A 14,538-nucleotide genomic window follows, 5' to 3' on the forward strand; every position below is an offset into this window, starting at 1 on the left:
TGGACGATAGAACAGCGCGCCCTGCGTCGGGGACGAGCAGCGGTGCGTTGAACGACACCTCCATGTCTACGCGGCATGGAGGTTTTGTATTGAGTAGACGGTATAAGTGGTATTCTCTCATTTTCCTTACAGGAGGTGCAGGACGTGTCGAGCGCGATTGAACTGAAAAAACAAGTGGTCGCGGAAATCGCAGACAAATTCCGGGCCAGCAAGGCAACCGTCATCGTTGATTACCGCGGCTTGAACGTGGCGGAAATGACCGAGCTGCGCAAACAGCTGCGCGAGGCAGGCGTTGAGTTTAAAGTGTACAAAAACACCTTGACCCGCCGTGCGCTCGCGGAAGTCGGCTTGGAAGGACTGGATGAAGTGTTCACCGGTCCAAATGCCATCGCCTTCAGCAATGAAGATGTCGTGGCGCCGGCCAAAATTTTAAGCGAGTTTGCGAAAACGCATGAAGCATTGGAAATCAAAGGCGGCGTCATCGAAGGGAACATCGCCAGCAAAGAAGAAATCGATGCGTTGGCGAAACTTCCGTCCCGCGAAGGGTTGCTTTCGATGTTGCTTAGCGTTCTTCAAGCCCCGATCCGCAACTTTGCGCTGGCGATTAAAGCGGTGGCTGACAAGCAAGAGGAACAAGGCGCGTAATGGCGCATCGATATGTGCTTAACAATCATTCAGAAAACAAAGGAGGAAGTTGTGATGACGAAAGAACAAATCATTGAAGCAGTGAAAAATATGACCGTATTGGAATTAAACGAATTGGTGAAAGCGATCGAGGAAGAATTCGGCGTAACAGCTGCGGCTCCGGTTGTTGTCGCGGGAGGTGCAGCAGCTGGCGCTGAAGCGGCGGCAGAAAAAACGGAATTCGACGTCATTCTTGCCGACGCCGGCGCGCAAAAAATCAAAGTCATCAAAGTCGTTCGCGAAATCACTGGCCTCGGCCTGAAAGAAGCGAAAGACTTGGTCGACAACACCCCGAAGCCGATCAAAGAAGGCATTGCGAAAGAAGAAGCAGAAGAAATCAAAGCAAAACTCGAAGAAGCTGGCGCGAAAGTCGAAATCAAGTAATGGCTGCGCCATTGAAAAAAGAGGCTTGCCCGAAGCAAGGGACGGCCTCTTTTTTGTTACACTATATAACGGAAGGCAGTGCATGCTGTCGACAAAGAGGAGGGGATGATGATGAGCGAGCATTATTACTCAGCCAATCCGACGTCCGAGCGAAACCCGCAAACGTGGACGTACGTGTTGCGGGGGCATGAATTCCGCTTTACGACCGACAGCGGAGTGTTTTCAAAGCGAGAAGTCGACTTTGGCACACGCCTGTTAATTGAAACATTCGAGGAGCCGGGAGTGGCTGGGGATCTGTTGGATGTCGGCTGCGGATATGGGCCGATCGGGCTTGCTTTGGCCAAATCGTTTCCAAACCGGCGCGTTCACATGATTGATGTCAACGAGCGGGCGCTCGAACTGGCGCAGGAAAACAAGCGGGCAAACGGGATTGACAATGCGGTGATTTACAAAAGCGATCTTTTTTCGGAAGTCGGAGAACAGCGATTTGCAGCGGTCGTCACCAATCCGCCGATCCGGGCTGGCAAACGGGTCGTTTACGCGATTTTTGAACGAAGCCGCGATCATCTGCTTGATCATGGCGAGCTATGGGTCGTCATTCAAAAAAAGCAAGGCGCTCCATCGGCCTTGCAAAAGCTGAACGAATGCTTTTCCACTGTAGAAGTCGTCGCGAAGAAAAAAGGATATTATATCATAAAGGCGAAAAAATGTTGACACCGTTTTTTTATTGTGGTAGCATTATAAAATGCTAAATATGCACATTTCCCGTGCAGAGGGGATGACGTATAATTTTGGACGCAATGGAAACAATGATAAAATCAATAAACAACGAACCATGTGGTTTTCTATTGGAATAGAAACCATTTTCTTTTTTTCTCCATTCAACTCAACGCCTGGTTTCCTCGCGCCGGGAGCGTGTTAAATCCCCTAAATGAAACGGCGGTGCACGCAACGAAGCCGTTTCCGCCCGGATGGCGGGGGCCGGCCGCATGCATGCCTAGTGCTTTGCCCCGGAATGACGGAGCGGCCAGTCCGCCTTGAAGGCATTGATTGCTAAGCAGAGCGGGTGACGGAGCTGTTCCGGTTCCGGTTTTCACTAATGTCTACATTTGAGGGGTGAATCACTCTTGACAGGCCGACTAGTTCAATACGGGCGACACCGCCAACGCAGAAGCTATGCACGCATCAGCGAAGTGCTGGAATTGCCGAACTTGATCGAAATTCAAACGTCCTCCTACCAATGGTTTCTCGATGAAGGGCTGCGGGAAATGTTCAGGGAGATTTCCCCGATTGAAGACTTTTCCGGCAATCTCTCGCTTGAATTTATCGACTATAGTTTAGGAGAACCGAAATATACGGTCGAAGAGGCGAAAGAACGCGACGTTACATATGCGGCGCCGCTTCGCGTCAAAGTTCGCCTGATCAATAAAGAAACGGGCGAAGTGAAGGAACAAGACGTGTTTATGGGCGATTTTCCGCTCATGACAGAAACGGGAACGTTTATTATTAATGGGGCGGAACGCGTCATCGTTTCCCAGCTCGTCCGTTCGCCAAGCGTCTATTACAGCGACAAAGTTGATAAAAACGGCAAACGCGGCTACTCGGCGACAGTGATTCCGAACCGCGGCGCATGGCTTGAATATGAAACCGATGCGAAAGACGTCGTTTACGTTCGCATCGACCGCACCCGTAAACTGCCGGTTACGGTGCTTCTCCGTGCGCTTGGGTTCAGCTCCGACCAAGAAATCATCGATCTGCTCGGCGACAACGAATACTTGCGCAATACGCTAGAAAAAGATAATACCGACAGCACGGAAAAAGCGTTGATTGAAATTTACGAGCGTCTTCGTCCGGGAGAGCCGCCAACGCTTGAGAATGCGAAAAATTTGCTGGCGTCGCGCTTTTTTGATCCGAAGCGCTATGACTTGGCGAGCGTAGGCCGTTATAAAATCAATAAAAAACTTCATATTAAAAACCGCCTGTTCAATCAGCGGCTCGCGGAAACAATCATGGACCCCGAAACCAAGGAGGTCATCGCCGAAGCTGGAGCGATGATCGACCGCCGAACGCTGAATCGACTGCTCCCGTATTTGGAAAAAGGCGTCGGCTTACAGACATACCGCCCAGCCGAAGGGGTGGTGGACGGGGACATTTCGGTGCAAACGATCAAAATTTATGCCCCGAATGACCCGGATGGCGAAAAAGTGATCAACGTCATCGGCAACGGCTTCATCGCCGAGGATGTCAAACATATTACACCGGCTGACATCATTGCGTCGATCAGCTATTTCTTCAACTTGCTCCACGGCGTCGGCGATACGGATGACATCGACCATTTAGGCAACCGCCGCCTCCGTTCGGTCGGCGAACTATTGCAAAACCAATTCCGCATCGGCCTGTCGCGCATGGAGCGCGTCGTGCGCGAGCGCATGTCGATCCAAGATACGAACACGATTACGCCGCAGCAGCTGATCAACATCCGCCCAGTAATCGCGGCGGTCAAAGAGTTTTTCGGCAGCTCGCAGCTGTCACAGTTCATGGATCAAACGAACCCATTGGCCGAACTGACGCACAAGCGGCGTCTGTCCGCGCTTGGACCTGGAGGATTGACACGTGAGCGCGCTGGGTTTGAGGTGCGCGACGTTCACTATTCGCACTATGGGCGGATGTGTCCGATCGAAACGCCGGAAGGTCCGAACATCGGGCTCATCAACTCGCTGTCCACTTACGCAAAAGTGAACAAGTTTGGCTTTATTGAAACGCCGTACCGGCGCGTCGATCCGGAAACAGGGCGGGTGACGGACCAAATCGATTATTTGACAGCCGATGAAGAGGACAATTACGTTGTAGCACAGGCGAACGTACCGCTTGCGGAGGACGGCACGTTCCTTGAAGAAAACGTTGTCGCCCGTTTCCGCGGCGAGAACATTGTCGTCAAGCGCGATCGCGTCGACTACATGGACGTTTCGCCGAAGCAAGTCGTCTCGGCAGCGACGGCGTGCATCCCATTTTTGGAAAACGACGACTCGAACCGCGCGCTGATGGGAGCGAACATGCAGCGGCAAGCCGTGCCGCTGTTGGAACCGGAAGCGCCGATCGTCGGCACGGGGATGGAGTATGTTTCGGCGAAAGACTCGGGTGCAGCGGTCATTTGCAAGCACCGGGGCATCGTTGAGCGCGTCGAAGCAAAGGAAATTTGGGTGCGTCGGCTGATTGAAGTGGACGGCAAAGAAGTCAAGGGTGATCTCGATAAATACCGGTTGCTGAAATTCGTTCGTTCGAACCAAGGCACGTGCTACAACCAGCGGCCGATCGTGAAAAAAGGCGATATCGTTGAGAAGGGTGAAATTTTGGCCGATGGTCCGTCGATGGATAAGGGCGAATTGGCGCTTGGCCGCAACGTGCTTGTCGCGTTTATGACATGGGACGGTTACAACTACGAAGACGCGATCATCATGAGCGAACGGCTCGTCAAAGAAGACGTGTATACATCAATTCATATTGAAGAGTATGAAGCCGAATCGCGCGATACGAAGCTCGGTCCGGAAGAAATTACGCGCGACATTCCAAACGTCGGCGAGGATGCGCTGAAAAACTTGGATGAACGCGGCATCGTCCGCATCGGCGCAGAAGTGAAAGACGGCGACTTGCTCGTCGGCAAAGTGACGCCAAAAGGAATGACCGAGCTGACGGCGGAAGAGCGGCTTTTGCACGCAATCTTCGGCGAAAAAGCGCGCGAGGTGCGTGATACGTCGTTGCGCGTCCCGCACGGTGGCGGCGGCATCGTCCTTGACGTGAAAGTGTTCAACCGCGAAGACGGCGACGAGCTTCCGCCGGGTGTCAATCAACTGGTGCGCGTCTATATTGTGCAAAAGCGGAAAATTTCCGAGGGCGACAAAATGGCAGGCCGCCACGGAAACAAAGGGGTTATTTCCCGCATTTTGCCGGAGGAAGATATGCCCTTCTTGCCGGATGGCACGCCGATTGACATCATGTTAAACCCACTCGGCGTTCCATCGCGGATGAACATTGGGCAAGTATTTGAGCTGCACCTTGGCATGGCGGCGAAAAAACTCGGCCTGCACATCGCCTCCCCGGTCTTTGACGGGGCGACGGAGGAAGACGTTTGGAACATCCTTGAAGAGGCAGGACTAGCGCGTGATGCAAAAACAGTGCTGTATGACGGACGGACGGGTGAACCGTTTGACAACCGTGTGTCGGTTGGGATCATGTACATGATCAAGCTCGCTCACATGGTCGACGACAAGCTTCATGCCCGTTCCACCGGCCCGTACTCACTCGTCACTCAGCAGCCGCTCGGCGGCAAGGCGCAGTTCGGCGGCCAGCGCTTTGGTGAGATGGAAGTATGGGCGCTTGAGGCGTATGGGGCGGCATACACACTTCAAGAAATTTTGACCGTCAAGTCCGACGATGTCGTCGGCCGTGTCAAAACGTACGAGGCGATCGTCAAAGGGGAAAACATTCCGGAGCCGGGTGTGCCGGAGTCGTTTAAAGTGTTGATCAAAGAGCTGCAAAGCTTGGGCATGGACGTCACGATTTTGACAAGCGATGAACAAGAAGTGAACATGGAAAGCTTTGATGATGATGATGACCATGCACCGGATGCCATCATGGTGGACGTCAAACCGGCCGAACGGGAAGAAGCCGGCGAAGAGAAAGATGCGGTGACGAAAGAATAAACCGGCCATAACGGCCAGGCGGGGAGCTGTTCCCCGCCATTGGCCGCTTGAGCGAACGGAAAACCGACGGATCAAAAAGGGAGGTATACCCCTTGCTAGATGTCAATAAGTTTGAGTACATGAAAATTGGGCTCGCTTCCCCGGAGAAAATTCGTTCTTGGTCGTATGGCGAAGTCAAAAAGCCGGAGACAATCAACTATCGGACGTTAAAGCCGGAAAAAGACGGCTTGTTTTGCGAGCGCATTTTCGGTCCGACGAAAGACTGGGAGTGCCATTGCGGCAAATATAAACGCGTTCGTTACAAAGGCGTCGTCTGCGACCGCTGCGGCGTCGAAGTGACGCGCTCGAAAGTCCGCCGCGAACGGATGGGCCATATCGAGCTGGCTGCCCCGGTTTCGCACATCTGGTATTTCAAAGGCATCCCGAGCCGGATGGGCTTGGTTCTTGACATGTCGCCGCGGGCGCTCGAAGAGGTTATTTATTTTGCATCCTATGTCGTCACCGACCCGGGTGATACGCCGCTTGAGAAAAAGCAGCTGTTGTCGGAAAAGGAATACCGCGCTTATCGTGAAAAATACGGCCAATCGTTTCAAGCGTCGATGGGGGCGGAGGCGATCAAAAAGCTGCTCCAGGACATAGACTTGGATAAAGAAGTAGCCGCGTTGAAAGAAGAGTTGAAAACAGCGCAAGGGCAGCGGCGCGCCCGCATCATTAAGCGGCTTGAAGTGCTTGAAGCGTTCCGCAGTTCAGGGAACGATCCGGCCTGGATGGTGCTTGACGTGTTGCCGGTCATTCCGCCGGAGTTGCGCCCGATGGTTCAGCTTGACGGCGGGCGGTTTGCAACATCGGATTTGAACGATTTGTACCGCCGCGTCATCAACCGTAACAACCGGCTGAAACGGCTGCTTGATCTCGGTGCGCCGAACATTATCGTCCAAAATGAGAAGCGGATGCTGCAAGAGGCGGTTGATGCTTTGATCGATAACGGCCGCCGCGGCCGTCCGGTGACCGGTCCGGGGAACCGTCCGTTAAAATCGCTTTCTCATATGCTGAAAGGGAAGCAAGGGCGCTTCCGGCAAAACTTGCTCGGCAAGCGTGTCGACTATTCCGGACGCTCCGTCATTGTCGTCGGCCCGAACTTGAAAATGTATCAATGCGGGCTGCCGAAAGAAATGGCGCTTGAGCTGTTCAAGCCGTTCGTTATGAAGGAGCTCGTGGAGCGGGGGTTGGCGCACAACATTAAGAGCGCGAAACGGAAAATCGAGCGCGTCCATCCGGAAGTGTGGGATGTGCTTGAAGATGTCATCAAAGAACATCCGGTGCTGTTAAACCGCGCTCCGACGCTGCACCGTCTCGGCATTCAGGCGTTTGAACCAACGCTTGTGGAAGGGCGGGCGATCCGTCTTCATCCGCTTGTTTGCACGGCGTACAACGCTGACTTTGACGGCGACCAAATGGCGGTGCACGTGCCGCTGTCAGCTGAGGCGCAAGCCGAAGCACGCTTGTTGATGTTGGCGGCGCAAAACATTTTGAACCCGAAAGACGGGAAGCCGGTCGTGACACCATCCCAAGACATGGTGTTGGGCAACTACTACTTGACGATGGAACGCGAGGGAGCCATCGGCGAAGGCATGGTGTTCAAAGACACGGACGAGGCGCTGCTTGCTTACCATAACGGCTACGTCCATATCCATTCGCGCATCGCCATTCATGCCGGTTCGCTGAAAAACGAAACGTTTACCGAAGAGCAAAACAACAAGCTGCTCTTAACGACCGTCGGAAAGCTCATTTTCAACGAAATTTTGCCGAATTCGTTCCCGTACATCAACGAGCCGACGACGGAAAACATTGAAGGGCGGACGCCGGACAAGTATTTCCTTGACAAAGGGGTCAATGTGCGCGAAGAAATTCGCAAGCGCGAACTCGTGCCGCCGTTTAAGAAAAAAGTGCTCGGACAAATTATCGCTGAAGTGTTCAAACGGTTCAAAATCACCGAAACATCGAAGATGCTCGACCGCATGAAAGACCTTGGCTTCCAATATTCGACGAAAGCCGGCATCACGATCGGCGTGGCTGACATCGTCGTCCTGCCGGAAAAACAAGAAATTTTGGATGAAGCGCAAGCGAAAGTCGATACGGTTTTGAAGCAGTTCCGCCGCGGCTTAATTACGGACGAAGAGCGGTACGAGCGCGTCATCTCCATCTGGAGCGCGGCGAAAGACAAAATTCAAGACCGGTTGATGAAGTCGCTTGATAAACGCAACCCGATCTTTATGATGAGCGATTCTGGAGCGCGCGGGAACGCGTCAAACTTTACGCAGCTTGCGGGGATGCGCGGTTTAATGGCCAACCCGGCCGGCCGGATCATTGAGCTGCCGATCAAGTCGTCGTTCCGCGAAGGCTTGACGGTATTGGAATACTTTATCTCGACGCACGGCGCGCGAAAAGGATTGGCGGATACGGCGCTCAAAACGGCCGACTCAGGCTATCTCACGCGCCGCCTTGTCGACGTGGCGCAAGACGTCATCGTCCGCGAAGAAGATTGCGGCACCGATCGCGGCATTTTGGCGCGGGCGCTGACGGATGGCACGGAAGTTGTCGTCAAGCTTGAAGAACGGCTTGTCGGCCGCTATGCGCACAAAACGGTGCGTCATCCGGAAACGGGCGAAGTGATCGTCCGCAAAGACGAGATGATCACCGAAGATATCGCCAATGAGATCATGAAAGCCGGCATTACGGAAGTATGGATTCGCTCCGTATTCGCCTGCAACACGCGCCATGGCGTCTGCAAAAAATGTTACGGCCGCAACATGGCGACCGGCATGGACGTCGAAGTGGGCGAAGCCGTCGGCATTATCGCCGCTCAGTCGATCGGCGAGCCGGGCACGCAGCTGACAATGCGGACGTTCCATACAGGCGGCGTCGCCGGCGACGATATCACTCAAGGTTTGCCACGGGTGCAAGAGCTGTTTGAAGCGCGCAACCCGAAAGGGCAAGCGGTCATTTCGGAAATTGACGGCACGGTCATTTCAATTAACAAAACGCGTGACAACCAATATGAAGTTGTCGTGCAAGGTGAAGTTGAGACGCGGACATATGTAGCGCCGTACAACGCGCGGCTGAAAGTCGAAGAAGGTCAGCGCGTCGAACGCGGCCAAGAGCTGACAGAAGGATCGGTCGACCCGAAACAGTTGTTGCGCGTGCGCGATATTACGTCCGTTCAAGAGTACTTGCTTCGCGAAGTGCAAAAAGTGTACCGGATGCAAGGGGTGGAAATCAGCGATAAGCATATCGAGGTCATGGTGCGGCAAATGCTGCGCAAAGTGCGCGTCATCGATGCCGGCGACACCGATGTGCTGCCAGGTACGCTTTTGGATGTCCACCAGTTTACGGATGTCAACGCCAAAGCTCTTCGCGAAGGGAAACGGCCGGCGACGGCCCGCCAAGTGTTGCTCGGCATCACGAAAGCGTCGCTTGAGACGGATTCATTCTTGTCTGCTGCTTCGTTCCAAGAAACGACGCGCGTCTTGACCGATGCAGCGATCAAAGGAAAACGTGATGAACTGCTTGGCTTAAAAGAAAACGTCATTATCGGCAAACTCGTCCCGGCTGGAACCGGTATGGCCCGGTACCGAAAAGTGAAGCCGGCCGTCAAAAAGGAAACGGCTGGCGACACGGTGTCGTCCAAATAACGCGAACCGAGCGGCCGGCTAAGGCACTCCTTGGCCGGCCATCACCTAATTAAAAATCCAGTTGACAATCGGCAAAGAAAATGGTAGTCTAATAAAGGTGTTCCAACAACCTGGTACTTTGGAGGATATGTTACATGTCTTATGAAAAAGTATTACAGGCTGGAAAAATTGTCATTGGAACCAAACAAACGATAAGGGCTTTAAAGGAAGGAAAAGCAGCGGAAGTGATCGTGGCGGAGGATGCCGACTTGCCGATCATCGAGAAAGTGACCGCCGCCGCCAATGAGGCAAACGTGCCGGTCACAAAAGTCGATTCGATGAAAAAGCTTGGCAAGGCGTGCAAAATCCAAGTCGGCGCGGCCGCGGTGGCGATCCTTCGGTAACGTTTTGCCTTTCTCCCCTAAACCCTTTATTTGCATAAACGATGAACCACCTGGATATGTGGGCTTAAACGATACATGCGAAAGGAGGATCTTTTCATGCCTACAATCAACCAACTGGTCCGCAAAGGACGCGAGAAAAAAGTCGTTAAATCGAAATCCCCTGCGTTGAACAAAGGGTATAACAGCTTCAAAAAAGAGCAAACGAATGTGTCGTCTCCGCAAAAACGCGGCGTTTGCACGCGTGTCGGCACGATGACGCCGAAAAAACCGAACTCGGCGTTGCGGAAATACGCCCGTGTCCGCTTAACAAATGGGATTGAAGTTACGGCGTACATTCCGGGAATCGGCCATAACTTGCAAGAACACAGCGTTGTGCTCATCCGCGGCGGACGTGTCAAAGACTTGCCGGGGGTGCGCTATCACATCATTCGTGGGGCGTTGGATGCTGCAGGCGTAGCGAACCGGATGCAAGGTCGTTCGAAATACGGCGCGAAAAAACCGAAAGCAGCGAAAAAATAATGAAATGAAGAGAATGTTTTCCTGAAGGGAGGAAACACTATGCCACGTAGAGGCCCTGTTGCTAAACGTGACGTACTGCCGGATCCAATTTACAATTCGAAGCTTGTTACCCGTTTGATCAATAAAATTATGATCGACGGCAAAAAATCAAAAGCGCAAAAAATTCTTTACACTGCGTTTGATATTATCCGTGAGCGCACGGGTAAAGATCCAATGGAAGTGTTTGAGCAAGCGTTGAAAAACGTTATGCCGGTGTTGGAAGTGCGCGCTCGCCGTGTTGGTGGGGCGAACTACCAAGTTCCGGTCGAGGTTCGTCCGGACCGTCGCGTTTCTCTCGGTTTGCGCTGGCTCGTGCAATATGCACGTCTTCGCAACGAAAAAACGATGGAAGAGCGCTTGGCAAATGAAATTATGGACGCTGCCAACAACACGGGTGCAGCGGTGAAAAAACGCGAAGATACACATAAAATGGCTGAAGCGAACCGCGCGTTTGCCCATTACCGCTGGTAAGGAGCGTCGCCGAAAGGAAATAGGTGAGGAGGCACTGCGGTTGCCTATTCACCTATCTTCCTATATATTGCGGCCTTTCTGGTCGCGTGTGGGACAACTTCAAAGACAAGGGGATTGCGCCTCGGTGGCGGCGCCATCTACTTATATTTCATATTTGAAGGAAGGAGAAAATAACCACTATGGCAAGAGAGTTCTCCTTGGAAAAGACTCGCAACATAGGGATTATGGCGCACATTGACGCCGGGAAAACGACGACGACTGAACGGATCTTGTTCTATACCGGCCGCGTTCATAAAATCGGGGAAGTGCATGAAGGTGCGGCAACGATGGACTGGATGGAACAAGAGCAAGAGCGCGGAATTACGATCACGTCGGCGGCGACAACGGCGCAATGGAAAGGCCATCGCATCAATATCATCGACACGCCGGGGCACGTCGACTTTACGGTCGAGGTTGAGCGTTCATTGCGCGTATTGGACGGGGCCATCACGGTCTTAGACGCGCAATCGGGTGTTGAACCGCAAACGGAAACCGTTTGGCGCCAAGCGACGACATATGGTGTTCCGCGGATCGTGTTCGTCAACAAAATGGATAAAATCGGCGCCGATTTCTTGTATTCGGTGAAAACGCTCCATGACCGCCTGCAAGCGAACGCCCATCCGGTGCAACTGCCGATCGGCGCTGAAGATCAGTTCTCCGGCATTATCGACTTGGTTGAAATGTGCGCGTACCATTACCATGATGAGCTTGGCAAAAACATTGAGCGCATTGACATTCCGGAAGAATACCGCGATATGGCAGAAGAGTACCATAACAAGCTGATTGAGGCGGTCGCTGAGTTGGACGAAGAATTAATGATGAAATATTTGGAAGGGGAAGAAATCACGGCGGAAGAGCTGAAGGCCGCGATCCGCAAAGCGACGATCAGCGTTGAATTCTTCCCGGTCTTCTGCGGTTCGGCATTCAAAAACAAAGGTGTTCAGCTGCTTCTTGACGGCGTTGTCGACTACTTGCCGTCTCCGGTTGACATCCCGGCGATTCGCGGCGTCGTTCCGGATACCGAAGAAGAAGTGACGCGTGAAGCAAGCGATGACGCTCCGTTTGCCGCTTTGGCATTTAAAATCATGACTGACCCGTATGTCGGGAAATTGACGTTTATTCGCGTCTACTCTGGAACGCTTGATTCCGGTTCATATGTGATGAACACGACGAAAGGGAAGCGCGAACGGATCGGCCGCTTGTTGCAAATGCACGCGAACCACCGTCAAGAAATTTCGAAAGTCTATGCCGGCGATATTGCCGCGGCAGTAGGTTTAAAAGATACGACAACCGGCGATACTCTATGCGATGACAAGCATCCTGTCATTCTCGAATCGATGCAGTTCCCGGAACCGGTCATTTCGGTGGCAATCGAGCCGAAGTCGAAAGCCGACCAAGACAAAATGAGCCAAGCGTTGCAAAAATTGCAAGAAGAAGACCCGACTTTCCGCGCTCACACCGACCCGGAAACGGGACAAACGATCATCTCCGGAATGGGCGAGCTGCATCTTGACATCATCGTCGACCGGATGCGCCGTGAATTCAAAGTCGAAGCGAACGTCGGGGCGCCGCAAGTTGCCTACCGCGAAACGTTCCGCAAATCGGCGCAAGTCGAAGGCAAATTCATCCGTCAGTCCGGCGGCCGTGGCCAATACGGCCACGTTTGGATCGAATTCTCGCCGAACGAGCGCGGCAAAGGCTTCGAATTCGAGAACGCCATCGTCGGCGGGGTCGTTCCGAAAGAGTATGTGCCGGCCGTTCAAGCTGGACTGGAAGAAGCGATGCAAAACGGCGTCTTAGCCGGCTATCCGGTTGTCGACATTAAGGCGAAACTGTTTGACGGATCGTACCACGATGTCGACTCGAGCGAAATGGCGTTCAAAATCGCTGCTTCCTTGGCGTTGAAAAACGCGGCGACGAAGTGTGATCCGGTTCTGTTGGAACCGATCATGAAAGTCGAAGTCGTCATCCCTGAAGAGTACCTCGGTGACATCATGGGTGACATTACGTCCCGTCGCGGCCGCATCGAGGGGATGGAAGCGCGCGGCAACGCCCAAGTCGTCCGGGCGATGGTGCCGCTGGCTGAAATGTTCGGTTATGCGACATCGCTCCGTTCGAACACGCAAGGACGCGGAACGTTCTCGATGGTGTTTGACCACTATGAAGAAGTTCCGAAAAACATCGCCGATGAAATTATCAAAAAAAATAAAGGCGAATAATTGATTTCTCTTGCTAGTTTCGCTATAAATACTTATGTAAGTAAGACTTGGGAACATTTTGTTCCCAAGCATCCTATACTTACCCAACCATATAAATTCATATCTTACTTTTAAGGAGGATATCTCTCATGGCTAAAGCGAAATTTGAGCGCACGAAACCGCACGTCAACATTGGCACCATCGGCCACGTTGACCACGGGAAAACGACGTTGACAGCTGCCATTACGACGGTTTTGGCGAAACAAGGCAAAGCCGAAGCAAAAGCGTACGACCAAATCGACGCTGCTCCGGAAGAGCGTGAACGCGGGATTACGATTTCGACGGCGCACGTCGAGTATGAAACAGATGCTCGCCACTATGCGCACGTTGACTGCCCGGGCCACGCTGACTACGTCAAAAACATGATCACAGGCGCGGCGCAAATGGACGGCGCGATCCTTGTTGTATCGGCGGCTGACGGTCCGATGCCGCAAACGCGCGAACACATTCTTCTCTCCCGCCAAGTCGGTGTTCCGTACATCGTTGTATTCTTGAACAAATGCGACATGGTGGACGACGAAGAATTGCTTGAACTTGTTGAAATGGAAGTTCGCGATCTTCTCTCTGAATACGACTTCCCAGGCGATGAAGTGCCGGTTATCAAAGGTTCGGCATTAAAAGCGCTTGAAGGCGACCCTCAATGGGAAGAAAAAATCATTGAATTGATGAATGCGGTTGACGAATACATCCCGACGCCGCAACGTGAAGTGGACAAACCATTCATGATGCCAATCGAGGACGTCTTCTCGATCACGGGCCGCGGTACGGTTGCAACAGGCCGTGTTGAACGCGGTACGTTGAAAGTTGGCGACCCGGTTGAAATCATCGGTTTGTCGGATGAGCCGAAAACGACGACCGTGACAGGTGTAGAAATGTTCCGCAAACTTCTCGACCAAGCGGAAGCCGGCGACAACATCGGTGCGCTTCTCCGCGGCGTATCTCGTGATGAAGTCGAGCGCGGCCAAGTGTTGGCGAAACCTGGTTCGATCACGCCTCACACGAAATTCAAAGCGCAAGTATACGTCCTGACGAAAGAAGAAGGCGGACGCCATACTCCGTTCTTCTCGAACTACCGTCCGCAATTCTACTTCCGTACGACGGATGTAACGGGCATTATCACGCTTCCGGAAGGCGTCGAAATGGTTATGCCTGGCGACAACGTTGAAATGACGGTGGAACTGATCGCCCCGATCGCGATTGAAGAAGGCACGAAATTCTCGATCCGCGAAGGCGGCCGTACGGTCGGCGCTGGCTCTGTATCGGAAATCATCGAGTAATCACGGCAAAAAAGGGTGTCCAGCAATGGACATCCTTTTTTTGATGCCATCTTGACCGTCAGATTGGCGGCTGTGTTGAAAACGGGATGGCG

10 protein-coding genes and 1 other annotated feature (1 of these 11 only partly in view) are annotated in these 14,538 nt (G+C 53.0%); all 10 genes read left to right on the forward strand.

What is annotated here, in order from left to right:
- Nucleotides 1–97: a sequence feature (ribosomal protein L10 leader region), on the forward strand (it extends 67 nt beyond the left edge of the window).
- A 47-nt stretch (nucleotides 98–144) separates the two neighbouring features.
- The 10 genes from rplJ (at nucleotide 145) to tuf (ending at nucleotide 14,446) form a co-directional block, all read left to right on the forward strand.
- Nucleotides 145–645, forward strand: a complete 501-nt coding sequence (rplJ, locus tag BJQ97_RS00595; protein WP_011229610.1) for a 50S ribosomal protein L10 — start codon at nucleotides 145–147, stop codon at nucleotides 643–645.
- Nucleotides 646–699: 54 nt separating this feature from the next.
- Nucleotides 700–1,068: a 50S ribosomal protein L7/L12 gene (gene rplL, locus BJQ97_RS00600; protein WP_012820484.1), complete on the forward strand. Its 369-nt coding sequence runs from the start codon at nucleotides 700–702 to the stop codon at nucleotides 1,066–1,068.
- Between the two features lie 111 nt (nucleotides 1,069–1,179).
- Nucleotides 1,180–1,782 (forward strand): class I SAM-dependent methyltransferase, encoded by a 603-nt coding sequence (locus tag BJQ97_RS00605; protein ID WP_160155144.1) that lies wholly within the window; start codon nucleotides 1,180–1,182, stop codon nucleotides 1,780–1,782.
- 413 nt (nucleotides 1,783–2,195) lie between these two features.
- A complete protein-coding gene (gene rpoB / locus BJQ97_RS00610) occupies nucleotides 2,196–5,768 on the forward strand; it encodes a DNA-directed RNA polymerase subunit beta (RefSeq protein ID WP_160155145.1) in 3,573 nt (1,190 codons plus the stop codon).
- 92 nt (nucleotides 5,769–5,860) lie between these two features.
- A complete protein-coding gene (rpoC, locus tag BJQ97_RS00615) occupies nucleotides 5,861–9,460 on the forward strand; it encodes a DNA-directed RNA polymerase subunit beta' (protein ID WP_160155146.1) in 3,600 nt (1,199 codons plus the stop codon).
- 134 nt (nucleotides 9,461–9,594) lie between these two features.
- A complete protein-coding gene (locus tag BJQ97_RS00620; RefSeq protein ID WP_011229615.1) occupies nucleotides 9,595–9,843 on the forward strand; it encodes a 50S ribosomal protein L7ae-like protein in 249 nt (82 codons plus the stop codon).
- A gap of 96 nt (nucleotides 9,844–9,939) precedes the next feature.
- A complete protein-coding gene (gene rpsL / locus BJQ97_RS00625) occupies nucleotides 9,940–10,362 on the forward strand; it encodes a 30S ribosomal protein S12 (RefSeq protein ID WP_011229616.1) in 423 nt (140 codons plus the stop codon).
- Nucleotides 10,363–10,401: 39 nt separating this feature from the next.
- Nucleotides 10,402–10,872 (forward strand): 30S ribosomal protein S7, encoded by a 471-nt coding sequence (gene rpsG, locus BJQ97_RS00630; protein WP_011229617.1) that lies wholly within the window; start codon nucleotides 10,402–10,404, stop codon nucleotides 10,870–10,872.
- A 179-nt stretch (nucleotides 10,873–11,051) separates the two neighbouring features.
- Nucleotides 11,052–13,130: an elongation factor G gene (gene fusA / locus BJQ97_RS00635; protein ID WP_160155147.1), complete on the forward strand. Its 2,079-nt coding sequence runs from the start codon at nucleotides 11,052–11,054 to the stop codon at nucleotides 13,128–13,130.
- Between the two features lie 128 nt (nucleotides 13,131–13,258).
- On the forward strand, nucleotides 13,259–14,446 hold the full coding sequence (gene tuf, locus BJQ97_RS00640) for an elongation factor Tu (RefSeq protein ID WP_011229619.1): 1,188 nt from the start codon (nucleotides 13,259–13,261) through the stop codon (nucleotides 14,444–14,446).
- Nucleotides 14,447–14,538: the final 92 nt, after the last annotated feature.

Origin of the sequence: Geobacillus sp. TFV-3 (assembly GCF_009901865.1) — a bacterium.
Lineage (GTDB): Bacteria > Bacillota > Bacilli > Bacillales > Anoxybacillaceae > Geobacillus > Geobacillus thermoleovorans_A.

Excerpts from the sequence above, each read along its gene's own strand:
- tuf (WP_011229619.1), top strand. The coding sequence starts at position 13,259 with ATGGCTAAAGCGAAATTTGAGCGCACGAAACCGCACGTCAACATTGGC.
- BJQ97_RS00620 (WP_011229615.1), top strand. The coding sequence starts at position 9,595 with ATGTCTTATGAAAAAGTATTACAGGCTGGAAAAATTGTCATTGGAACC.
- rplL (WP_012820484.1), top strand. The coding sequence starts at position 700 with ATGACGAAAGAACAAATCATTGAAGCAGTGAAAAATATGACCGTATTG.
- fusA (WP_160155147.1), top strand. The coding sequence starts at position 11,052 with ATGGCAAGAGAGTTCTCCTTGGAAAAGACTCGCAACATAGGGATTATG.
- rpsG (WP_011229617.1), top strand. The coding sequence starts at position 10,402 with ATGCCACGTAGAGGCCCTGTTGCTAAACGTGACGTACTGCCGGATCCA.
- rpsL (WP_011229616.1), top strand. The coding sequence starts at position 9,940 with ATGCCTACAATCAACCAACTGGTCCGCAAAGGACGCGAGAAAAAAGTC.
- BJQ97_RS00605 (WP_160155144.1), top strand. The coding sequence starts at position 1,180 with ATGAGCGAGCATTATTACTCAGCCAATCCGACGTCCGAGCGAAACCCG.